Genomic DNA, 19,680 nt, shown 5'->3' with positions numbered 1-19,680 from the left:
ACACTCGGGCAAGGCAATGAATGCCGGCAGTCTACCAGAGCCTGCAAGCCTGTACCGCTCGCCCAGGCTCCCCTATAATTTCCCGCCACTGAACGCACAGTCATGTGATCGGTCGAACCACCAGTCACTGAACCAGGAGAGTTTCATGCTGCGCCTTATCGTCCCTACCGTTGCCGTGTTGCTGGCGACGTCCCTCAGCGCTCAGGCTGCCTCGCTGAAAGAACTCGAACTGAACAAGATGTTGCAGAACGTGGCCACGCAAAGCAGCATTGGTACGCCACGGGCGATCAATGAAGACATTCTCGACCAGGGTTATACCGTCGAAGGCACCGAGCTGATCAATCACCTGAGCGTACAAAGCAGCCATGCCCAGAAAATGCGCGCTGACCCCAAGGCCGTGTATTTTCAGTTGGGCTCCACGGTGTGCACCAATCCAGGCTTCCGCAAGCTGATGGCCAAGGGCGCAACCATGCGCTACGAGTTCACCGAAGTTAAAACCAACCGTCCGGTCGCGACCGAACGCTTCCAGGAATCGGACTGCCCGAAACCGGCCAAGACCAAGAAGTAATCAACCCGAGCGTGCGCGCCGCTGCTCATCGTCGGCGCGCAGTTCCGCCACCAGCGCCTGCAAATAACGCGAGCGCCAGGTCCGGCCTTCCAGCCGTCGGCAGCATTCCTCTTCAAGACTTACCTGATTGGCCTGAGCCGCTTCCAACAACGTCAGGTATAACTGCCTGTCGAGTTCCAGAGTTACCCTGTTCATCTCTCCCGCCTCCATGCCCTATCCACATCAGTCCATCGCGTGGCGCCCAGCCCTGAACGCCGAATTGCATTGGCACGCTTGTTATCAGTAAATCAGAGCGGCACGTAGCCAGTCGCTAATCTGACGAGCGGTGGGATGTTTCAGCGGTTGCCAACGGTCACTTTTGAGCGCCATGATCAAGACTGCGAAGATCAGCTAGATTCAGAAGTATCTTTTGTCATCGGGCAGAACGAGGCTGCCCTGCCAGCACCTTGCCGTGTGGTTGTTTTTTATCCAAGGGAAAAACGGAACCTGTTGGATGGCTTGATCGCTTTGCTGCAGACCGCGTCGAGCCAAGTCGAACGTCCATGACAACGACACATGGAGTGTCGTGGCCCCGACGAATCTCTCGTTCGGGCCGGGGTTCTGTTAAGAAGGAGAAGTTGAATGCCTTATAAACCGAATGACCTGCTCAGTCGTCATTTTGAGAACCATGGCCACGACCTCACACGCAAGGTCGAAGAGCAACTCAACCTGGTCTCCCCCAACAGCCCCAACCTCCCCATCTACCGTGACATGATCCTGACCGTGCTGCGCATGGCCCAGGAAGACCACAATCGCTGGAATGCCAAGATCACCCTGCAGGCACTGCGGGAACTGGAACATGCGTTCCGCACGCTCGAACAGTTCAAGGGCCGACGCAAGGTCACAGTCTTCGGCTCGGCCCGCACCCCCATCGAACACCCACTGTATGGCTTGGCTCGAGAGCTGGGGGCGGCCCTGGCCCGTTCGGACATGATGGTCATCACCGGCGCCGGCGGTGGCATCATGGCTGCAGCTCATGAAGGTGCGGGACGGGAGCACAGCCTTGGGTTCAATATCACCCTACCCTTCGAACAGCACGCAAACCCGACCGTCGAAGGCACGCCGAACCTGCTGCCGTTCCACTTTTTCTTCACCCGCAAACTGTTCTTCGTCAAGGAGGCCGACGCACTGGTGCTCTGCCCCGGTGGTTTTGGCACCCTTGACGAAGCGTTGGAAGTCCTGACGCTGGTACAAACCGGCAAGAGCCCTCTGGTACCTGTGGTATTGCTGGACGTCCCTGGGGGCAAGTTCTGGCAAGGCGCCCTGAACTTCATCCGCGAGCAGTTGGAGGAAAACCGCTACATCCTGCCCACAGACATGAAACTGATGCGCCTGGTGTACAACGCCGAAGAGGCCGTGGAAGAGATCAACCAGTTCTACCGCAATTTCCACTCCAGCCGCTGGCTCAAGCACCAGTTCGTGATCCGTATGAATCACAAGCTCAATGAACAGGCGCTGCAGCAGATGCAGGTGGCATTTGCCGACCTCTGCCTGAGCGACTGTTTTCATCAACATGACTACAGTGGCGAGGAGCACGACGAAGCCCAGTTCAGTCATTTGACCCGACTGGCGTTTACCTTCAACGCCCGCGATCACGGTCGCCTGAGGGAACTGGTGGACTACATCAACCTGCCGGAAAACTGGGCCCAGCCCACACCCGAACCCCGCCCCCTCAGCTGGGAGCCGATCAAGGTAACCTGAGACCATAAAAAAACGGCCCGCTATCGAAATAGCGGGCCGTTTTTGTTCAATCATCCATACTGCGGCCGCTGAACAAACGGTTGATCATTTCCATGGAGTACCCTCGATACGCCAGGAAACGCCCTTGCTTGGCACGCTCTCGTGCATCGATGGGCAAATGCCCTGAGAATTTGCGACGCCAGGTGTCTGCCAGTTGCTCCTGCCAATCGATACCACTTTCGCGCAGGGCCAGTTCGATATCCGGGCGTTGCAAGCCCCGTTGGCCGAGTTCCTCACGAATTCGTAACGGACCATAACCGGAGCGGGCCCGATAAGAGACAAAACTCTCAAGGTAGCGGGCTTCCGATAACAGGCCCTCTTCCGTCAAACGGTCGAGAGCCGTGTCGATCAACTCATCGGGAGCACCGCGCTGACGCAACTTACGCGTCAGCTCGACCCGACCGTGCTCGCGCCTGGCGAGCAGGTCCATCGCGGTTCGTCGCACCGCGACGAGGGTATCGAGTACGACGGTCATCGAATCAATCAGATGTCAGCGTCAGCCAGGTCGTCTGCAGTCTCGCGATTGGCCACCGACTTGACGTCTGCCACTGGGCTCAGCAGCTTGTCGCGCAATTGCTTCTCGAGGGCCGCAGCAACTTCCGGGTTGTCCGCCAGGAACTTGGCCGAGTTGGCCTTGCCCTGACCGATCTTGGTGCCGTTGTAGGCATACCAGGCGCCGGATTTTTCGACGAAACCGTGCAACACACCCAGGTCGATCATCTCGCCATTGAGGTAGATGCCCTTGCCATAAAGAATCTGGAACTCAGCCTGGCGGAACGGCGAAGCCACCTTGTTCTTCACGACCTTGACGCGGGTTTCGCTGCCGACAACCTCATCACCTTCTTTCACCGCGCCAGTACGGCGGATGTCCAGGCGGACCGAGGCGTAGAACTTCAGCGCGTTACCACCGGTGGTGGTTTCCGGGCTGCCGAACATCACGCCGATCTTCATACGGATCTGGTTGATGAAGATCACCAGGCAGTTGGCGTTCTTGATGTTACCGGTGATCTTGCGCAGGGCCTGGGACATCAGGCGAGCCTGGAGGCCCACGTGCATGTCGCCCATTTCACCTTCGATTTCAGCTTTGGGTACCAGCGCCGCCACGGAGTCGACGATGATCACGTCAACCGCATTGGAACGCACCAGCATGTCGGTGATTTCCAGGGCCTGCTCACCGGTGTCCGGCTGGGAAACCAGCAGGTCATCGACGTTGACCCCCAGTTTACCGGCGTATTCCGGGTCCAGAGCGTGTTCGGCGTCGACGAAGGCGCAGGTCGCGCCGGCTTTTTGGGCCTGGGCGATCACGGACAAGGTCAATGTGGTTTTACCGGACGACTCAGGACCGTAGATTTCAACGATACGGCCTTTTGGCAGGCCGCCGATGCCGAGTGCGATGTCCAGGCCCAGGGAGCCGGTGGAGATGGAAGGAATAGCCTGACGGTCCTGATCGCCCATACGCATTACGGCACCCTTGCCGAATTGACGTTCGATCTGACCCAAGGCCGCAGCCAAGGCTTTCTTCTTGTTGTCGTCCATTAAAGTCCTCACGTAATCAATAAGGCCTGACGGCCAACACCTGTATAAGTAGCCAGTATTATTCCACAGCGATTGAGGATCGCCTACCCCTGATTTGAGATTTCTCCAGCGGCATGCTGCAACAGCCCCTCTAGCGCGGCCTTCACCGTTTGTCGGCGGACTTCGTCGCGGTTGCCCGGAAAGAATCGCTGCTCGCTGATGACGGTTTCGCCAACGCCCCAGGCCAGCCACACCGTGCCCACCGGTTTGTTCGGCGAACCACCGTCCGGCCCCGCCACGCCGCTGACTGCCACGGCAAAACGCGCCAGGCTCTTGTGCTGGGCACCGCGCACCATGGCCTCGACCACCTCGCGGCTGACCGCCCCCACCGTCTCGAACAATTCGGCCGGCACGTTCAATTGCTGGGTTTTCTGGCGATTGGAATAGGTGACGAAACCGGCCTCGAACCAGGCCGAACTCCCGGGAATCCGGGTGATTGCCTCGGCAATCCCGCCGCCGGTGCAGGACTCGGCCGTGGTCACATGGGCATTGAGCACCTGCAGACGCCTGCCCAGTTCAGCGGCCAGTTCGGTAATGTCGTCCATGATGCTCTCCTGATTCGACGCAATGGGGCCTACCGTACACGAGCAGCCGAAGCTTGCAAGGCTCGCCGGATTACCGACCCAACGCTCTGATATAGGCCTGACAGGCCTGCAAGGCAATCAATCCGCGATCACCGGCGTCGGTGATGGCGATAATTCGTTGAGCATGCGCCGGGTCAAGTCGGGCTCTCGCGCCTCCATGAACCACGCCGCTGGCGCTGGTGGTGGCAGGCACTGCACAGCCGGCGGCAGCATCATCGGCGTCGAGGAGGACTGACAGCCGGACATCGGCAGTAGCAAGGCGATCGCGCAGGCGATCCTGGTCACGTTGGGCATCGCTCAAGGCTCGGTAATGGGTTTGTTCGCTGGTGGAGAGTTGCTGCTCCAGGGCCAGGCGTTTGTCGTGCTCGGCCTTTTGTTGCAAGGCAGTCGCCTGGGTTATTTGATTCAGCGTTGTGGCCTGGGACTGCGCCAGTTGCGCCAGTTGTTGGCCATAACGCCAATCCTGGACCCGCCATGCCAGCGCCGCCGGGCCACCCGCCAACAGCGCCAGCAACATCAGGACAACGAGGGTGCGGGAAGAAAATGGCATCAGGTCGAAGGCTGACATAACACCGCCCTCGCCCGTTCCCAGAGTTGCAGGCGATCCTCCAACCCGTTCAAACCGCCGTTGATACGGCGGGTGATGGTGTTGAACTGATCGCGGTCGGCCAGTTCGTTCAAGCCGTTTTGCTCCCAGAACCATGCAGCGGACTCCGCGGCCCATTGCGGTTGCTCCAGCAGCTCCGGCAACGCCAGCAGACGGTCATCACCAAACAGGCCAAGACTGCAACGTAGATAGTTGTCGTGGCCGGTCATTTGAATCAGTCCGCGACCACGATACTTCTGACCATCACCGTCGGCCTGGGGCGAATTGCCCAGGCGAGCGGCCAATGATCCTGTGTCGTATTTGCTGAGATATTGATCACCGCCGAGCTCGCGCACATAGCGCAGCTGCCCGGACTCATGGCCGACCTGCGCTAGAAATGCGGCGATGCGTTTAGGCGTGTCTATATGGTGGCGGGCCATAGCGTTGTTAAGCGCGGAAACAAAAACGCCCGCATGGGAGCGGGCGTTGGGCATGATTTTGATGAGTTGCTGTTGGGTAACATCCATACTCAGACCATCGAAAACAGGGTTATTGAAGGTGCTTGGCCAGCCAGGGCGGCGCGACTGGACGACGTCCAGCAGCAGGGAAAAACTCATCCTGCGGCCAGTCCCTGAGGTCACGGCGATAAGCCTGGAGTTCTGTGTATTGCGTCTGGTCCAGAGTTGTAGCGCCTCCGTCATCCATTTCGTCGCGATCCCGGATTACCAGGCGGTCGGTAATGGAGAGCTGCGCATCACGCCAACTTTTTTCGCTGGCCACTTGTAGCGCAGACCTATCAACCGGTAGATCCGAAAGCATCGGTCGCCCCCTAACGTCCGGCTCGATACATTTATTTAAAAAAGGCGCTGCAAACAACTCTCGGTAGACCTCCTCGGAGATTTCAATCGCATCCTCCGGAAAGTTTTTAAAATGGTCAACGGAGTTATAAAAGCCCCCCGTGGACGGAGCATAAAAAATCAACATATTCATTCCTCTATCAATAGCCGACCGCGCGCCACACCCCAGTCCAATTTGAGTAGGCTCCGTTATAGTCCCGCCCATAAAGTCTGAACTGGCTCAGCGAACCGATGGACACTCCAAATGAAGCACAGGTGGGTCCCCCGTCCGTCACCACAATATTCCTCACCGCATTGGGGAACGACATCGGGAACGTTACGAGAACCCCGTTGGCATCGGCGCCACTGGAGGAAACTCCCCATTGCTCGATGACGTAGCCTGTTGGGCTCGTAGTATCGGGAATTCGTTTCCAACCATTGGGCTGCAACGATGACGAGGACATGGCCGAATACTTCAACGCCACGGTTCCGCCTATCAAACGCCATTGGCTATTGATTTTGATGAACTCCGCTGTCTCGCCAAATCCAATACTGATCGGCCCCTGCGCTCCATTCGACGCGCCTAGGACATCAGCAGCGGACACCGTCGAAACAGTTACAACTCCAGTCCCTGCATTGACAATCTTGAGTGTGGCGCCATGCAGGATTCCCGTCGTAACCGGCAGTTTGGCGGTGACCGGCGTATTGCTAGCAAAACTGACAACGCCCCCCACATCCGAGAGTGTCAGTGAGGCGCTGCTGCTATAAACATTGAACCCGGCATATTGCACTCCACTGCGAACCACAAACTCCGTGATCGCAACGGCTTTATCATTATTGAATTGCGGGGCAGTCAGGAACAATCCACTGCCCCTTAAAGCCATGAGCAATTGATTGTAAATGTCTTCCGACGGCGCTATTCCGGCGGCTTGAATAACATTAAGCAACTCTTGCGTGACGCCATTACCCCAACTGGCGGGGATCAGTGATCCCGGCGTACCTGTCAAGGGATCTTCATCTACGAACCGGCCATTCACCAGGCCTGCACTGGGCACACTTTTTGGATAATCCAACTTTTCGCTCCTGACTGACCTGCGATCAAAATGAAGGCGATACAAAGCCTCACCGTTAATGCGCAGTGGCACGATAAATTAAGGAAGTTTTGATGACTTACCCTAGGTGGCTTAAGTGGCAGGCTCAGGCATGGCAGGCCACTTGATATCGATTGGAAAACCGACCTGATGCTGGATACGATTCAATTCAACGCTATAGAGCTTCCATTCCATCAGCGCCAGTTGTTCCTGGTCGCTCGCATCGCCGATGTCTTCGGCGTATTGCAGGGGCGCTATACGCAGAACTGCTTCGCGAAGAAGAGCATCCCGCTGGACCAAAACCTGGGCCTTGAGGTCGCTCAACTGTGACTCAGCGTCGAACTGCCAGGTATCGTTTTTCCAGATATGGTAGTTGCCCGGCCAGGGTTCAATTGTGAATGCTGCCGGCAACTCTCCAAGTTCGTTCCAGCTCTGCTGACCGCCATCTTCCTTGCGATAAACCAAACCACGATGATCAACCACTTCTCGAGGAACGTTATTCACCAGTGCCCACGTACGGCCCTTTTCAGGCGAAGGTAGCTCAAAGGAAATTTCGACGGCATTGCTAGGGATCTGAACGCCAATACCCGGCGTTACGGAAAACTCCACGGGCCCGGACAATGCGCCGGCTCTATCGAATAGATAATAAAACACAGACACCTCAGATTAGTTTTATGCGCGCGGGAAAGGCGATGTTGCGCGGGCGGGACTTGAAGGAGTAGAGCAACGTATTGGCCGTATCCATCTGGTAAGAGGTCCCGACAGGAAATATCGGACCACCGTTTACCAAGTCTGCGACGACTTTGATTTCTTCGCGGGTATTGACACCGAATCCGGTAAGGCTATCGGACCATCTCGATCCCATCGCACCGGCGCCTTGTGCCCCAAACGCAAGGGAATGCACAGTGCCGGGTTGAAAGGTCCCCATCGTCCGTCCGGGATCCACAGAGCGCCCTTCGTCCAGGATTCGCAGGAACTCCCCCCGCCCTTCCGGCGCACGAAACGTGAGTGCGCCATCACCGGAACTCCATTTGCCTTCATTGCCTTCCCGAGTAGCCTCGGTACCGAGCATTCCGGACTGTTGAGCGTGATCCCAGAGCCAAGGCCATTCAGCACGCTTCATGACTGTGCCATTTAGCGCACCGTAACCTCCCGGACTCAGTTGGATAGTCGTTTCAAAAAACGGGCGCCCCAAAGGCGTGTTGTCAAACCGACCTATCGGCCACCAGCTTCCGGCACCGTCACTGCGCAAATGCCACCAGTCACCACTGCCCATCAATATGAGAAACGGATAACCAGCGGCCGAAAGATGGGTGTGGAACTTGATTCGATCCGTGCCGGCGGCCTGAACTACAAGACGATTACCACTGTTGTCCAGGCGCCGAATGAAGACATCTTGAACACCCAGTCCGACGTTGGACGAGGGCAATCCGATCGTAGTGGCGCCAGCAGTGGCGTCAATCAATACGAGACCAAGCTCATTTGCCGTCAGCGCTTTCGATAGGGCCAGTCGCGTGATGACCGAACGCACAGGGGTGGTCGTACCGATAATCTTCTGAACGGCCTTGAAAAGCTGATTGGTGTCCGCTTCGGATGGCGCCATGTCGGCGCCAGAAATCACCCCCAGAATTTCCTGTGTGACGCTGTTGCCCCACACAGCAGGGATCAGGGATCCCGGCGAGCCTTCAACGGGGTTTTCATCGACGAACTTCCCATTCACCAATCCGGCGCTGGGCACACTCTTCGGATAATCCATCTTTTACTCCTTAGTCATAATTGATATGCACCCGCGTATGCGCCGGTGCACTGCGATGAATCAGGCACTCCAGAGCCGATCCCGGATTGACGCCAAACCGTTCCCCCCAATAGCTCGCACCAAACCGCCGCCCCAACAGCAGCCGGCCGCCGGTGTTGAGGGTCCACATGAATTGCGCCTGCCAGGTGCCGAAGTGGGCCTCGCCGAAACGGGCGCGGCCCATGCGGGGGGCCTTGAGCTCGGTGATGGTGGCGTTGGGGTAGCCCTGGCTCCTGGCGATTTCCACGTAATAGGCGATGGCCTGGCTGCCCACTGCCAACAACCGCCGACGCACCGCCAAACGGCGATCGTCATACAGCGGTGTGGCGCCTAGGCACGGGTCGGGCAGGTTCATCACCCGCTCCCAGTCCGGCACCAGCTCACTCACTCCCGCCGGGTCCATTTCGTGGAGCAGGTCGGCGGCGCGGGCGTCGAGGCGAGCCAGTTCCTGGGCGATGCCTCCCAGCACTTCGTCCAGTTCCGGCACGCGCTCCGGGTCCCACGCCGGGCCGCTGGGCAGCAAGCTGCGCAGTTGGGCCTGGTACTGTTCGGCGGTTCTTATTCCAGCCATACGCAGCCCCCGAAGGTCAGCAGTTGATTGCTGGCCGCAACCACATCGGCGCTCGGCGCAGTGAGTTTGTGATCGGTTTCGCCGGTAGCACTGCTGATGGCTTCGGCGATGTGGGTCAGCAGCAAGGTTTCGCCGAGGCCGGCTTCGCGGTTATGCAAGTCGCGCAGCTGGGCTTCGATGGCCGCGCGCACGGCGCTGGTGTCCGGGGTGATGCGCAACCGGTAGGTCACGGGTACCTGGGTCGGCGCCAGCACATGCACCTCAGCGGTCACCGGGCGTAGCGGTTCGATATAGGCGCGGACTTCCTCCAGTTGCTCGGCATTGGGAATCGGCTGCGGGTCGTCGTCACGCATGACGAACAGGCCCACGGTGCCAGGGCCCAAATAGCTGCCGCGACACCAGGCGCGGGTGATACCGGGGCATTCCAGGGCCCAGGTTTCATAGTCCTGGGCCGAGCCGCCGTGGGGGATGATGCGGTAGGAACGGATCACCCTCGCTCGCAGGGATTCGAGGCTTTCCCGGGCGACACCGCCGGTCAGCCCTGGGGCCAGCACGGTGAAGCTGCTGCCGATGCCGAGGATCGGTTGAACGGGCGTCAGCACCAGGCCGGTGTCGGCGTTGCCCAGGCTGCCAGCGTCCAGCGCGGCAATAGTGGTGCTGTTCAGGCCGTTGCTGGTGGTGCGGGCGCTGGTCACCTTGTAGGTCCGGCCATCGCTGGATTGCAGCAGCGTGTCGACGTCCAGCACCGCACCCGCTGAGGCAGTGAAGCTGACGCTGCCGCTGGCGACCTGGGCCGCTTTGCGCGCCTGGTTCAGGCGCAGGGCGGCGATGCGTTCCAGGGTCGATTCGTCGGCCTTGTCCGGCAGGATCTGCTCAGCGATCCAGTCCAGGTAGCCACACAGGCCATAGGCGGCGCCGCCAAGAGTGCGGGCCAACACTTGGGCATCGGACTGGCGCAGCGAATCGCTGGCCAGGTCGCTTTGGGCGCGTTTGATCAGCACCGGCAGCGAAGGGGTTTCAAACGGCATAGGTCACCTGCCAACTGTTATCAGGGTTGATGTCCAGGCGCTCGCCATCGGCCAGGGTCAGGACTGTGCGCAGATTCAAGCGCTGGGCGTCGAGGCGTTCGCTGATGATGTCGATGGCGCGGCAGTGGCCGTCGTCGATCAGCCATTGCAGGGCTTCGCGAGCGTAGAACTCGGCGTCGAGTTGGGTCTGGCGGGTCAGCTTGACCCGGCGCAACAGCCACAGCCGCGAGCCGATGCGGTCGTCGGCGACGGTAGGGAAGGTGTCGCCCCACCAGCCGAAACGCTCCTCGTCATCGACCGCATCGTCGTCAGCAGCGCGGCGCCAGGTGAACAGGCTGATCAGCACCGAGCGGGTCAGCGCGGCGTGAAGGTTCTGGCTGATGAACATCACTGGCCTCCCGTTGGCGCGGCGGTCTGAGCGTTGCCGGCCTGTACGCCACCATGCACATGCTTGATCTGGCTGATGCCGGCGGCGATCTGATCGCCCTGGGAAACGAGTTTGCCGGTGTGGTTGATGACCGGGCTGTCGATGTTCACCGCGCTGCTGGCACGAATGTTCAGGGTCGCGGTGTCGATGTCGATGACGCGGCCACGCTTGAAGTGGATCTTGTCGCCCTCGTCGGTGTAGATCGCCACTTCGCCAGGGGCCAGGGCCTTGAGGCGGAAACGACGGTCGGCGACCACCAGCACCACGGCATGGGAGCGGTCACCGCCCAGGAACGTGGCGATGCCCTCGGCACCGGCCAGTGGGTTGCTGGTGAAGCCGTAGGGTTCGAAGTGCTCCATGTCGTCGTTCACTTCGCCGGCGGTGAGGCGCATTTGCAGCGATTGCAACTTGGTGGCCGAATTGGCGAGCACGACGGTGCCGCGCGCCAGGAGGCGGGTCAGTAGGCTCATTGGGTTTCCTTGAGAATCGGGGACTTGAACGCAGTGTTCGGATCAACCTCTCTATTGGCTGCGCTGCCGCCATCGCGAGCAAGCTCGCTCCCACAAGGATTTGCGGTGGGCAGGAACTTGGAGGTGGTCTCGAAATACTGTGGGAGCGAGCTTGCTCGCGATGGCGGCAGCACATCCAACATCGATACAAGCTGACCCACCGCTTTCGCGAGCAAGCTCGCTCCCACAGGGGTTGTGCAGTGGCCGAGGGGTTGGCGTTGGCCTCAGGTATTGGGTGGCGTCGGGTTGGCGTCGAAGGTATGGGGCGGGGCGACTTGCAAGGTGGTGATGGAGCCTTGGGCGGACAGCGAGTACGTCACTTTGGAAATCAGCATGTCGCTGTCAAACCCCAGCACCGGATCGATCACCCGCACCAGGGTGTTATGCCGCCACAAGTCGCCATTGGCCTGGCGCCAGCCTTGCACGCGGTAGGTGGTGGTCAGGGCCTTGCCGGTGCGAATCGCGCTTTCCCAGTCGGCCCGTTGCTGGGCCAGTTCGAAGGTCAACTGCGCGCTTTCGCTGATCACCGTCACCCGCTTGCGCTGGAAGCTCAGGTCCGTGGCGGTGCCGGAGACTTCGCTCACCGCCGCCCCGCTCTGCTGGTCGTTGCCCTTGTGCTGGCCGATGACCCGGTATTCGGAGAACACCTGGCTGTAGTCCATCGGTGCATTGCCAGAGAGAATGTTCTTGCCCAGCTCCAACACATCACTGGCCCTCCCGCCGCTGCCGGGTTTGGCCAGTAGCACACGTCCTTGTGCGTCGTCAGTGGAAAACACCCGAAACAACGTCAGCAAACGGTCGATGGATTGAAAGACCGTTTCCCCCGGCACGATGCTGTGTTCACTCAAGCGCGCGGTTTCCGGAATTTCGCTGATCACCCCCACGCCATATTGAGAAGCCAGGGCCTGGACAATGCTCAGCACCGTCTGCCCGCGCCATTGGCTCGGGCGATTGATCGCCGCGCAATCCACCAGGTCCTGGGTCTTCGAACCACCTTCGATGCTCAGGCTGATCTGGCGTGCGTCATAGCTGACCGGAGCCTTGAACACATAGCCGCTGAGCACCAGGTCGGCACCGATGCGCACCTGGCATTCATCGCCCGGCCGAATCGGAACCGATTGCGTCTGCCCCGGCCATTGCCAGGTGATGTCGAGTTTGAACGTGCGGAACTGGCGCTCCAGGTCCGCACTGATTTCCACGCTTTTCCAGCCGCCGTAATCCAGCCCGCCGACGGTGAGCGAGACGGTGTTATCGTGCTCATTCATGGCTTACTCCCCCGAGACTTTCAGGTCGTTGGGCGGCAGGAAACCCGGATGAGCCACGCCGTTGCGCTGGGTCACCTCGGCCACCCGGGTGGCATCGGCAAATTGCTGATACGCCACCACCAACGCCGGCAGGCTTTGCTTGAACGACAGGTTGATCAGCCTTACGCCCGACGACGCTACCGCCGTCAGGTGCGCGGCCATTTGCTGGCGCAGGTTGTTCAGGGCCTGGTAGTGATCCGGATCGGCCTTGAGCGAGGCTTGCCAGATGGCCTCGTTGAGGGCATCGCGCAACGCCAGCACATCATCGGCCACCGGCACGTCCCGACGCTGGACCGGTTGCACCGCCTGTTGCGCCACCGAGGGTGTAGCGCCCAACTTGACCACCGGTGTCGCCACCGGCATCGCCGCAATCCATTGCGCGGCCTGTACCAGCAGTGTGTCCTGCACCAGATCGGCCACAGCCTGGGCCGCCGCCGTGGTGTCCTTACCGGTGGTGAGCTTGGGTGCATCGGCCTTGCGAATCGCCTCGACCTGTTGCGACACGCTGGCAATTACGCCGCGATAACCGTCACGGGCAAAGTCCTTCAGTTCCCGGATGTCACCCAGCAACCCCTTGAACTCGGCCGCCACGTCCTTGGGCAGCTCTTTCACCGCCTTGACCAGATCGCTGAGTTGCCGATAGGTCTCGATCAACGGCTTGAGCTCCTGCTCGATCACACCGAAGACCTCCTTGAGGCTGTTGCGCAGATCAGCGATGCCGATTCGTGCGGCCTTGATCAAGGTCATGGCGTCCTCGAAGCGCCGCACCGCCGAACCGAGGAAGCTGTCGGCCGAGACCAGCAGCAGTTTCTGGCTGTTGATCGCGGCCGAGGGGAATTGCAGCGCCTGGTCGGGGTAGAACTTCAGGGCGAAGGTCACCAGCCCGCCGTCCTGGCGGGTGTGGGTCATGTCACACTCGCCGACCTTGACCTGCAGGCGCCCCAACCACGGATGCACCAGTTCGCCGCTGCCCTGCTCCAAAGCCTTGAGCAGTTTGTCACGCTGCTCCAGGCAGTCGGGACCGACGATGAACGCGGTCAACTCATGAATCTTCGCCTGCTGGCCGAGCCCTTCGAAAAACGGCCGGTCGCGCTGTGGATATTCATGCAACTGGCCCTTGTGGCCGACCGGGGTTTTCGCCTGATCGACCCAGAACCCGACGCCGCGAAACGACGCCGGCAACAAACGATCACGCCAGCTCATTGGAACCTCCTGTGGACAGTGAGCGGTATCCGATGCGCGAACTTACCGCCAGGGCCGGCTGATTGGTCTGTGGTGGATCGGCGCGCAACCCGGCCGGTGCATTTTCAAAGCGCACGGTCAGGCCACCTTCGAGCTGCGTGCGATTGTTCGCGGCGCTTTGTTGCACCAGGGCACTGGAGGTTTGCGGCAACGCACCCGGCGCCAATGCGGTTTTCGCCGGCAGGTTGCCCAGCGCTGGCGCAAGGTTGGAAGACAGGCCCGCAGGCGGCTCACTGGCCCCGCCAAAAAACGCCGGTGCCAGCTTACCCTTGCCTTCGGCATTGGTCTGGCGCTGCGCCTCGGTCAGTCCTTCGACCTTACCGGTGAACGTGGTGATGATTTCACCGAAGCCGCCGTTAAAGAACGCCTTGATCGGCGCGATCACGCCCTGCAGCTCGTCCCACCATTGAGTGAACCACTCACCCACCGGCCCCCACTGTTTGATGAGGCCCTCGATGGGCGACCAGTCGAACAAACCACTGAACACCGCCAGCATGATCGACACTTGATTGCGAATGCCCTCCCAGATCCCGGCGAAGACTTCACCGATCGTGCCCCAGTTGGCCATGATCAACCCCAGCGGCGTCCAGTCGAACAGGCCTTTCAAGGCGTCCATCACCGGCACGGTCAGGGCCTTGAGCAAGTCCCAGATCGCGGCGAACAGCCCGCTCAGGGGCGTCCAGTTGGCGATGATCAACCCCAAGGGAGACCAGGCGAACAACGTTTGCATAAAGCCGATGATGGGTGTTGCCGCCGCCACAATCACGTTCCAGAGCGCGCCAAAAAAACTGCTGATCGGCCCCCAGTGGCTGATCACCTGCCCCAGCGGAGTGAAAGCGAACATCGTCTTGAAGAACTCGACCATCGGCATAACGATCGGCGCCAGCCTCTGCCAGAGCCCGGCGAAGAACGCCGAGATCGGCGTCCAGTGGGCGATGATCATGCCTGCCGCCAAGGCGATGCCCATGGCAATCAAGCCAATAGGGTTCATCTTCAAGGCCAGGTTGACCACCTCCAGGGCTTGGCTCGCACCGCTGACTGCCGTCTGGATCGCGTTGAACGCCACCACGCCAGTCGCCAGGCCCTGCACCAGTTGCGGGTTGTCCTGCAGCACCTGGGCCACACCAGTGACCATCGGCTGCAAGCTGGCCGCTACCGCATTGACCGCCGGCCCCAGGGCCGAGCCGAACTGCACCGACACATTGCTGATGGAAGTCTTCAATCCATCCAGGCTCTGTGCCGCCACACGCGGCGCTTCAGGTGCCTTCAAGCTGCTGGCCGCCACGTTCGCCGCGCCCACTTCACCTTTGAAAGCCTCTGCTGACTGGAGCCCCTCCACGAATGGCTTGGCCAGGCCGCCGTCCGGGAGCAGCGCGGAAATATCCAGGCTGCCCAGGCCAGTGGCATTGAGGTTCTGCTTGAAGCTCGCGACCTTCGCTCGAAGGTTGGCGAGCTTGGGTGACAGCTCGTCGATGCCAGTCAGCAGCAGCGCTTTTTTCTCTACCTTTTGTGTGTCTGCCATCACTGCACCTGCTGCATCGCATTGATCCGTTGCGCGTGCTCCAGGGATTCGCGGAGCACATCCAGTGGCCTGGCCATCATCTGTTCGGGGTCAACCTTCCAGAACCAGGCCAGGTCATAGGCGGCGGCGATCAGGTCGCCGATGGCTGCGACGCCGCACTCATGAAAAAACTCGCGACGGCCCAGCTCAGCGCGTTGAGGTCTGCCAAATCCAACTGGTTGACCGACGACGGCGGGATGCCGGCGCAGACTGCGATGTATTTGGCCGCGACATCCATGTCCAGGCTCACTTCCTCGCTCTTGTCGATCTTGTACGGCAGTGCCTTGATCGCCCGCACCTCTTGCACCGTCGGACGGCGCAGGGTCAGTTCGCTCACAGGCTCGCCGTGGGCCTCGATGGCCACGCGCAGCGTCACGACATCACTCATTGCCAGGTCCCCTTGATGCCTTCGAACTTCAGTTCGATGGTGGCGTCGTCGCCCTTGGACACCGGCTCTTCCACCAGGTAGGCGCCGGCCAGCACGTAGACCTTGCCGTTGTTGAATTCGCAGGTAACGGTCATGTCGGTGCCGGCCACCAGTTGCTTGAGCGGAAAGTCCGCGGTGTGCAGCGCCGTTACCTTGAAGGACGGGGCGAGGTCGGTTTCCTTGTAGAAACCCGGTACGACGGTTTCGCGTTTGGTGAACATCAGTGGCGCTTCGCAGCCGCCGTTGATGGTCAATTGAGCGCCGTCCACTTTGACGTAGCAGGTGCCCGCAATCAGTTGACCCATGGTGTTTCTCCCTTCAATAAAAAGCCCACGCGAAGTGGGCTGAGTTCATACGATTGAGCGCGACCTTCAGGCGGCATCGTCGTACTGCAGGCGGAATTGGTTGAGCAGCGCGAACACCCGCAGGCCATTGATGTAATCCGGCGGGAACAGCACGTTGACCCGGCTCGGGTCCTGGCTGTCGCGCTCGACGATCAAGTGCTCGGCGAACAGCTCGGCATTTTCCACGTGGCCTTCCAGCTCGAGCTTGGCGTACTGGGCGATCAGCTCACCGCGAATCGTGCTCGGGGTCACGATGGGTTGGCCGGCGCCAAACCGGGTCCCGTCGGAGGCCAGTTTGTGGCGACCGTACTTGCTGGTGATCACGCTTTGCAGGCGGCGCACGATGAACGCCGACTGGTGCATGGTTTCGCTGTCCAGGTAGGAGTTGTCAGCCTGGCCAAAGGCATTTTTCTGATAGGTCGTGATGGAACGCTGGATACGTACATAACCGCCTTCGTAGTAAGCGGTGGCGATACCGTAGTTGAGCAGCGACTGCCGCTCGGTCAGAGTGAAACGTTCGCTGGCCGGAGCCGGATCCAGGCCCGGCAGGCTGCCGCTCTGGGTCGGACGGCTGGCGTCGGCGGAGATGAACACCGCAGTGCGGGCGGCCAACGCGGCGGCCTGGACCCAGAACGGTTGCGGCACGCCCAGCTCCAAGGCCTGGATGGTCATGTGCTGGTCGTTGCGCGCCTGACCGGCCGCCACCAGGGTGCCGATGGTACCGCGCTTGGCGCTGTAGACATGGCCGAACAACTGCTTGGCCCAGGACCAGCGACCGGTGCTGTCGTCCATGACCGCTTGCCAGGTGTTGAGGCTCGACAGGTCGGACCAGGGCATGGCGATGAACTCGAACGGCTCGTCGCCCAGGGCCGCAACAGCAGCAGTCTGGTCCGGCACACCGGCGCCGCCGGCCATCGCAGTGATGGCCGTGGTCAGGCCTGCCGGGGTGTCTTCGCCGTTGCTTTTGCCCAGGCGATTGAACTGCAGGCTGATGTCGTTGCCGCTGGCGCCGGTCCATTTGGCGCTGAGAGTGACGACACCTTCGGCGGCCGCAGCGGTTACCGGGAGGTCGGCGGCGGCGTTGATTTTCAAGGCCAGCGCGGTGGCGGCTTGAGCTGCCGTTGCACCATTGACGATGGCCGCCTGGACGCGCACGCCACCCACGTAAAGGTTGAGCACGCCGCTTTCGGTGGCGGTACCGGTGAGGGTCAGCACGCCCTGTGCGACAGAACCCTCGGTGTTGTGCAGTGGCAGGCACCAGATTTCACCGAGCGGGTCGGTCTTGCGCCAGGTCTCGTACATCGAGGCGAGCATCGAGCCCTGCCCGCCGATGTTCTTGGCCAGCGCGACGCTGGACACCAGCACCAGTTTGCCGACTTCGGCCGGGGCGATGTTGTCGTTGACCTGGGCGACGATCAACCGGCGCATGGCCGACGACGCGCTATTGGCGGCCGAGTTGTCCATTTCGGCGTAGAACAGCGGAACACGAATGTCCGCGGGAATGTTGCTGAATCCGATCGCCATTATTTGGCTCCCTGTGGTTTTGCCGCTTTCACGGTTTTGGTGGTGATATCGCCATCGGCCAGACGACGACGCCACCAGGCGTTGTCCGGCACTTCACGGCCTTCGAGGGGCAACAGATCGCCCGCTTCCGGGTCCGGTACGGCACGGCCCGGGGCCGGCAGCACGGTGATGCGTTTGCTCATGGGGTTACGTCTCCAGAGAAGGTCAGTTCCACGCGCCCATCAGGGCCGGGACGTTTCAGGTTGGGGTCCGCCGGGTCGATGGCATCGACCTGCACGGTGGCCCCGGTAAAGGACGACAAGCCGTCCAGTTCACGCTCGTGCCAGCTTTCGGCAGGCTGGCTCGCCAGGTTGCGGCCCAGCTGGAACTCGGCGAAAAAGCGCAGCCGGTACGACACACGGCTGCTGTTGATGGATATCAGCTCGCCACCGTCGTATTCGATGCCGGTGTAGTCGCCACCGGGTTTGAACCCCACCAGTGCACGCCACAGCTCGGCCCGCAGGTCGTGCAACTGATCCAGCGCTGTTGTCGCGTCGGTGGAGTCGAGTACCAGGGTCACTTCGAAGCGGTCGCGGATCGCTTGCCGGGTGGCGTTTTGCGCAGTGTTCGCAATGGCCAGATCGTTGATCGGCGCTACGTAGGCGCAGGGGGGTTGCAAGGTAGCGAGGTCAGCGCCCGCAGCCACGCGATTGGCGAGCGCAGGGCATTGCTCACGCAGCTGCGTGAGGATCGGCGTGATCTTCATGGAGGGCTCCAGTGATATGAAAGGCGCAGGCAGTCGGAAAACTGTGGGAGCGAGCTTGCTCGCGATAACGATCTGACATTCGAAATTGAAGTCGACTGACACGCCGCTATCGCGAGCAAGCTCGCTCGCACAGGGTTCGCGGTGTTTGGGGGAGTGGCGTCAGGCCCTGGCATCCAGGCAGGTTGCATCAATCTCGCAGCGGTAGCTTTTTTCCCGGTCGCCGCTGGCGGTGACTTTGTCGATCGACCAGCGACCGCGCATGAAGTCCGGCCAGGAAGGGTCCAACAGCACGATGCCTTCGGCGGACAATCCCGGGTTGCCAGGACAGCCAATCTTTACCTTGAGGGCCTCGCGCATCATCCGGCGTACCTCGCCTTCACCGGCGGCGCGGGCATCGTCTGCGCTCTGGAAACGTTGGCGCAGGGTCTTGAACGGCGCGAGGCCGCTCTGCTCGACACGCACTTTTCCGGCCGCCGCGTCCCACCAACTGGTCTTGCAGCCCTGGTATTTCGCCCGGGCAGTTTCTTCCAGCTTGGCCGAGATAAAGGCGTTATCCCCCGGGCGATTATTGGTGGTCACCGACAGCTTTATTTCTGGAAGAACCTTGCCCGACAACGATTTCGCCTGACCGCGCCGAGCCAGCACATACAACTCGTTGATCGGCTTGGCGACGGCGTCATAACGGTGGGCCAGGCGCGTCAGGAAACCCATGTCGGTTTCGTTGGACTGGTCGATGTGTTCGATTTTTATCAGCGACAGGTCCGGCGCGACACGGGGGGAAAAGCCGTGCCTGCTGGTCAATTGCCGAAACAGCGCACCCAAGGTCGTCGGCCCATGGCTGACGGATCGGCGTTGCTTGAACCCGGTCTGGTCCGCCGCGCTGAACGGCGCGGCCATAGCCACCAGAACCAGTTGCAGGGGAAACAGCATCGGCGTGCGTCGGGTGATGACGAACTCGCCTTTATCCACCAGTCCCGACTCCAGATAACCGACCCGCAGACCGATTTTCCCACCCAGGCTAGGCAACCCTTCAAGCCCGTCCAGGCTGATCGTCAGCGTCAGTTGATCAGACTCGATCCCTGCCGCGTCGACGTGCGTCCACTTGAGCAAGCGTTCGTTGAGCAGTGCCGCGTTCGCACCGTAAATTTCCACCGCTGGTGTGAAACCCAGTGACATGTTGCCTC

General features: G+C 60.7%; 26 protein-coding genes. 3 read left to right on the top strand and 23 right to left on the bottom strand.

From position 1 onward, the window contains the following. Positions 1 to 145: 145 nt before the first annotated feature. Positions 146 to 568: a quorum-sensing-regulated virulence factor family protein gene (locus tag J9870_RS06035; protein WP_210643104.1), complete on the top strand. Its 423-nt coding sequence runs from the start codon at positions 146 to 148 to the stop codon at positions 566 to 568. Here J9870_RS06035 and J9870_RS06030 read toward each other — a convergent pair whose 3' ends face one another. Beyond that, positions 569 to 763 carry a hypothetical protein gene (locus J9870_RS06030; RefSeq protein WP_210643103.1) on the bottom strand — a complete coding sequence of 65 codons (195 nt, stop codon included), beginning with the start codon at positions 761 to 763 and terminating at the stop codon, positions 569 to 571. It lies immediately after the preceding gene. A gap of 135 nt (positions 764 to 898) precedes the next feature. On the opposite strand from J9870_RS06030, the gene J9870_RS06025 reads away from it, so the two are divergent. Next, the gene (locus tag J9870_RS06025) at positions 899 to 1,114 is read left to right on the top strand and encodes a hypothetical protein (protein ID WP_210643102.1); all 216 of its coding nucleotides are present in this window, start codon (positions 899 to 901) and stop codon (positions 1,112 to 1,114) included. A 75-nt stretch (positions 1,115 to 1,189) separates the two neighbouring features. Then, positions 1,190 to 2,308, top strand: a complete 1,119-nt coding sequence (locus J9870_RS06020; protein WP_210643101.1) for a TIGR00730 family Rossman fold protein — start codon at positions 1,190 to 1,192, stop codon at positions 2,306 to 2,308. A gap of 46 nt (positions 2,309 to 2,354) precedes the next feature. On the opposite strand, the gene recX is transcribed toward J9870_RS06020, so the two are convergent. The 22 genes from recX to J9870_RS05910 all read right to left on the bottom strand — a co-directional run bounded on the left by recX (position 2,355) and on the right by J9870_RS05910 (position 19,672). Then, on the bottom strand, positions 2,355 to 2,822 hold the full coding sequence (gene recX / locus J9870_RS06015; protein ID WP_210643100.1) for a recombination regulator RecX: 468 nt from the start codon (positions 2,820 to 2,822) through the stop codon (positions 2,355 to 2,357). 8 nt (positions 2,823 to 2,830) lie between these two features. Further along, a complete protein-coding gene (gene recA / locus J9870_RS06010) occupies positions 2,831 to 3,883 on the bottom strand; it encodes a recombinase RecA (RefSeq protein ID WP_003198351.1) in 1,053 nt (350 codons plus the stop codon). Positions 3,884 to 3,966: 83 nt separating this feature from the next. Continuing rightward, positions 3,967 to 4,467: a CinA family protein gene (locus tag J9870_RS06005; protein WP_210643099.1), complete on the bottom strand. Its 501-nt coding sequence runs from the start codon at positions 4,465 to 4,467 to the stop codon at positions 3,967 to 3,969. A gap of 70 nt (positions 4,468 to 4,537) precedes the next feature. After that, positions 4,538 to 5,074 (bottom strand): lysis system i-spanin subunit Rz, encoded by a 537-nt coding sequence (locus J9870_RS06000; protein ID WP_210643098.1) that lies wholly within the window; start codon positions 5,072 to 5,074, stop codon positions 4,538 to 4,540. Further along, positions 5,056 to 5,619 carry a glycoside hydrolase family 19 protein gene (locus tag J9870_RS05995; protein WP_210645119.1) on the bottom strand — a complete coding sequence of 188 codons (564 nt, stop codon included), beginning with the start codon at positions 5,617 to 5,619 and terminating at the stop codon, positions 5,056 to 5,058. The genes J9870_RS06000 and J9870_RS05995 overlap by 19 nt, the downstream gene beginning before the upstream one ends. 22 nt (positions 5,620 to 5,641) lie before the next feature. Continuing rightward, positions 5,642 to 6,082 (bottom strand): phage tail assembly chaperone, encoded by a 441-nt coding sequence (locus J9870_RS05990; RefSeq protein ID WP_210643097.1) that lies wholly within the window; start codon positions 6,080 to 6,082, stop codon positions 5,642 to 5,644. A 7-nt stretch (positions 6,083 to 6,089) separates the two neighbouring features. Beyond that, entirely contained in the window at positions 6,090 to 7,001 is a 912-nt protein-coding gene (locus tag J9870_RS05985) for a phage tail protein (protein WP_210643096.1), read from the bottom strand. Positions 7,002 to 7,112: 111 nt separating this feature from the next. After that, positions 7,113 to 7,673 (bottom strand): tail fiber assembly protein, encoded by a 561-nt coding sequence (locus J9870_RS05980; RefSeq protein ID WP_210643095.1) that lies wholly within the window; start codon positions 7,671 to 7,673, stop codon positions 7,113 to 7,115. Between the two features lie 7 nt (positions 7,674 to 7,680). Further along, complete coding sequence (locus J9870_RS05975) at positions 7,681 to 8,775, bottom strand: phage tail protein (protein ID WP_210643094.1); 1,095 nt, start codon at positions 8,773 to 8,775, stop codon at positions 7,681 to 7,683. Between the two features lie 10 nt (positions 8,776 to 8,785). After that, the gene (locus J9870_RS05970; RefSeq protein WP_210643093.1) at positions 8,786 to 9,385 is read right to left on the bottom strand and encodes a putative phage tail protein; all 600 of its coding nucleotides are present in this window, start codon (positions 9,383 to 9,385) and stop codon (positions 8,786 to 8,788) included. Then, positions 9,373 to 10,413, bottom strand: coding sequence for a baseplate J/gp47 family protein (locus J9870_RS05965; RefSeq protein WP_210643092.1), 1,041 nt, complete (start codon positions 10,411 to 10,413; stop codon positions 9,373 to 9,375). The genes J9870_RS05970 and J9870_RS05965 overlap by 13 nt, the downstream gene beginning before the upstream one ends. After that, positions 10,403 to 10,801 (bottom strand): phage GP46 family protein, encoded by a 399-nt coding sequence (locus J9870_RS05960; RefSeq protein WP_210643091.1) that lies wholly within the window; start codon positions 10,799 to 10,801, stop codon positions 10,403 to 10,405. The genes J9870_RS05965 and J9870_RS05960 overlap by 11 nt, the downstream gene beginning before the upstream one ends. Then, positions 10,801 to 11,310 (bottom strand): phage baseplate assembly protein, encoded by a 510-nt coding sequence (locus J9870_RS05955; protein ID WP_210643090.1) that lies wholly within the window; start codon positions 11,308 to 11,310, stop codon positions 10,801 to 10,803. Before J9870_RS05955 ends, J9870_RS05960 begins: the two co-directional genes overlap by 1 nt. Positions 11,311 to 11,573: 263 nt before the next feature. Continuing rightward, positions 11,574 to 12,614 (bottom strand): phage baseplate assembly protein, encoded by a 1,041-nt coding sequence (locus J9870_RS05950; protein WP_210643089.1) that lies wholly within the window; start codon positions 12,612 to 12,614, stop codon positions 11,574 to 11,576. 3 nt (positions 12,615 to 12,617) lie between these two features. After that, positions 12,618 to 13,856, bottom strand: coding sequence for a DNA circularization N-terminal domain-containing protein (locus J9870_RS05945; protein ID WP_210643088.1), 1,239 nt, complete (start codon positions 13,854 to 13,856; stop codon positions 12,618 to 12,620). Further along, the gene (locus tag J9870_RS05940; RefSeq protein ID WP_210643087.1) at positions 13,843 to 15,417 is read right to left on the bottom strand and encodes a phage tail protein; all 1,575 of its coding nucleotides are present in this window, start codon (positions 15,415 to 15,417) and stop codon (positions 13,843 to 13,845) included. The genes J9870_RS05945 and J9870_RS05940 overlap by 14 nt, the downstream gene beginning before the upstream one ends. 130 nt (positions 15,418 to 15,547) lie before the next feature. Then, entirely contained in the window at positions 15,548 to 15,844 is a 297-nt protein-coding gene (locus J9870_RS05935) for a phage tail assembly protein (RefSeq protein ID WP_003198316.1), read from the bottom strand. Next, positions 15,841 to 16,188, bottom strand: a complete 348-nt coding sequence (locus J9870_RS05930) for a phage tail tube protein (RefSeq protein WP_134923017.1) — start codon at positions 16,186 to 16,188, stop codon at positions 15,841 to 15,843. The genes J9870_RS05935 and J9870_RS05930 overlap by 4 nt, the downstream gene beginning before the upstream one ends. 66 nt (positions 16,189 to 16,254) lie before the next feature. Continuing rightward, positions 16,255 to 17,751: a phage tail sheath subtilisin-like domain-containing protein gene (locus J9870_RS05925; RefSeq protein WP_210643086.1), complete on the bottom strand. Its 1,497-nt coding sequence runs from the start codon at positions 17,749 to 17,751 to the stop codon at positions 16,255 to 16,257. Beyond that, positions 17,751 to 17,933, bottom strand: coding sequence for a DUF2635 domain-containing protein (locus J9870_RS05920; RefSeq protein WP_039594435.1), 183 nt, complete (start codon positions 17,931 to 17,933; stop codon positions 17,751 to 17,753). The genes J9870_RS05925 and J9870_RS05920 overlap by 1 nt, the downstream gene beginning before the upstream one ends. Next, a complete protein-coding gene (locus tag J9870_RS05915) occupies positions 17,930 to 18,496 on the bottom strand; it encodes a hypothetical protein (RefSeq protein ID WP_210643085.1) in 567 nt (188 codons plus the stop codon). Before J9870_RS05915 ends, J9870_RS05920 begins: the two co-directional genes overlap by 4 nt. A gap of 159 nt (positions 18,497 to 18,655) precedes the next feature. Continuing rightward, the gene (locus J9870_RS05910) at positions 18,656 to 19,672 is read right to left on the bottom strand and encodes a contractile injection system protein, VgrG/Pvc8 family (protein WP_210643084.1); all 1,017 of its coding nucleotides are present in this window, start codon (positions 19,670 to 19,672) and stop codon (positions 18,656 to 18,658) included. Positions 19,673 to 19,680 lie beyond the last annotated feature (8 nt).

The sequence above is a fragment of the Pseudomonas sp. Tri1 genome (genome assembly GCF_017968885.1).
Taxonomy (GTDB): Bacteria; Pseudomonadota; Gammaproteobacteria; order Pseudomonadales; family Pseudomonadaceae; genus Aquipseudomonas.
This window is presented reverse-complemented; position numbering and strand designations above follow the sequence as displayed.

Excerpts from the sequence above, each read along its gene's own strand:
- J9870_RS06035 (WP_210643104.1), top strand. The coding sequence starts at position 146 with ATGCTGCGCCTTATCGTCCCTACCGTTGCCGTGTTGCTGGCGACGTCC.
- J9870_RS05955 (WP_210643090.1), bottom strand. The coding sequence starts at position 11,310 with ATGAGCCTACTGACCCGCCTCCTGGCGCGCGGCACCGTCGTGCTCGCC.
- J9870_RS05935 (WP_003198316.1), bottom strand. The coding sequence starts at position 15,844 with ATGAGTGATGTCGTGACGCTGCGCGTGGCCATCGAGGCCCACGGCGAG.
- J9870_RS05920 (WP_039594435.1), bottom strand. The coding sequence starts at position 17,933 with ATGAGCAAACGCATCACCGTGCTGCCGGCCCCGGGCCGTGCCGTACCG.
- J9870_RS06020 (WP_210643101.1), top strand. The coding sequence starts at position 1,190 with ATGCCTTATAAACCGAATGACCTGCTCAGTCGTCATTTTGAGAACCAT.
- recX (WP_210643100.1), bottom strand. The coding sequence starts at position 2,822 with ATGACCGTCGTACTCGATACCCTCGTCGCGGTGCGACGAACCGCGATG.
- J9870_RS05995 (WP_210645119.1), bottom strand. The coding sequence starts at position 5,619 with ATGGATGTTACCCAACAGCAACTCATCAAAATCATGCCCAACGCCCGC.
- J9870_RS05940 (WP_210643087.1), bottom strand. The coding sequence starts at position 15,417 with ATGGCAGACACACAAAAGGTAGAGAAAAAAGCGCTGCTGCTGACTGGC.
- J9870_RS06025 (WP_210643102.1), top strand. The coding sequence starts at position 899 with ATGTTTCAGCGGTTGCCAACGGTCACTTTTGAGCGCCATGATCAAGAC.
- J9870_RS05960 (WP_210643091.1), bottom strand. The coding sequence starts at position 10,801 with ATGTTCATCAGCCAGAACCTTCACGCCGCGCTGACCCGCTCGGTGCTG.
- J9870_RS05950 (WP_210643089.1), bottom strand. The coding sequence starts at position 12,614 with ATGAATGAGCACGATAACACCGTCTCGCTCACCGTCGGCGGGCTGGAT.
- J9870_RS05965 (WP_210643092.1), bottom strand. The coding sequence starts at position 10,413 with ATGCCGTTTGAAACCCCTTCGCTGCCGGTGCTGATCAAACGCGCCCAA.
- J9870_RS06030 (WP_210643103.1), bottom strand. The coding sequence starts at position 763 with ATGAACAGGGTAACTCTGGAACTCGACAGGCAGTTATACCTGACGTTG.
- J9870_RS06005 (WP_210643099.1), bottom strand. The coding sequence starts at position 4,467 with ATGGACGACATTACCGAACTGGCCGCTGAACTGGGCAGGCGTCTGCAG.
- J9870_RS05945 (WP_210643088.1), bottom strand. The coding sequence starts at position 13,856 with ATGAGCTGGCGTGATCGTTTGTTGCCGGCGTCGTTTCGCGGCGTCGGG.
- J9870_RS06000 (WP_210643098.1), bottom strand. The coding sequence starts at position 5,074 with ATGTCAGCCTTCGACCTGATGCCATTTTCTTCCCGCACCCTCGTTGTC.
- J9870_RS05910 (WP_210643084.1), bottom strand. The coding sequence starts at position 19,672 with ATGTCACTGGGTTTCACACCAGCGGTGGAAATTTACGGTGCGAACGCG.
- J9870_RS05990 (WP_210643097.1), bottom strand. The coding sequence starts at position 6,082 with ATGAATATGTTGATTTTTTATGCTCCGTCCACGGGGGGCTTTTATAAC.
- J9870_RS05925 (WP_210643086.1), bottom strand. The coding sequence starts at position 17,751 with ATGGCGATCGGATTCAGCAACATTCCCGCGGACATTCGTGTTCCGCTG.
- J9870_RS05970 (WP_210643093.1), bottom strand. The coding sequence starts at position 9,385 with ATGGCTGGAATAAGAACCGCCGAACAGTACCAGGCCCAACTGCGCAGC.
- J9870_RS05975 (WP_210643094.1), bottom strand. The coding sequence starts at position 8,775 with ATGGATTATCCGAAGAGTGTGCCCAGCGCCGGATTGGTGAATGGGAAG.
- J9870_RS05930 (WP_134923017.1), bottom strand. The coding sequence starts at position 16,188 with ATGGGTCAACTGATTGCGGGCACCTGCTACGTCAAAGTGGACGGCGCT.
- recA (WP_003198351.1), bottom strand. The coding sequence starts at position 3,883 with ATGGACGACAACAAGAAGAAAGCCTTGGCTGCGGCCTTGGGTCAGATC.
- J9870_RS05915 (WP_210643085.1), bottom strand. The coding sequence starts at position 18,496 with ATGAAGATCACGCCGATCCTCACGCAGCTGCGTGAGCAATGCCCTGCG.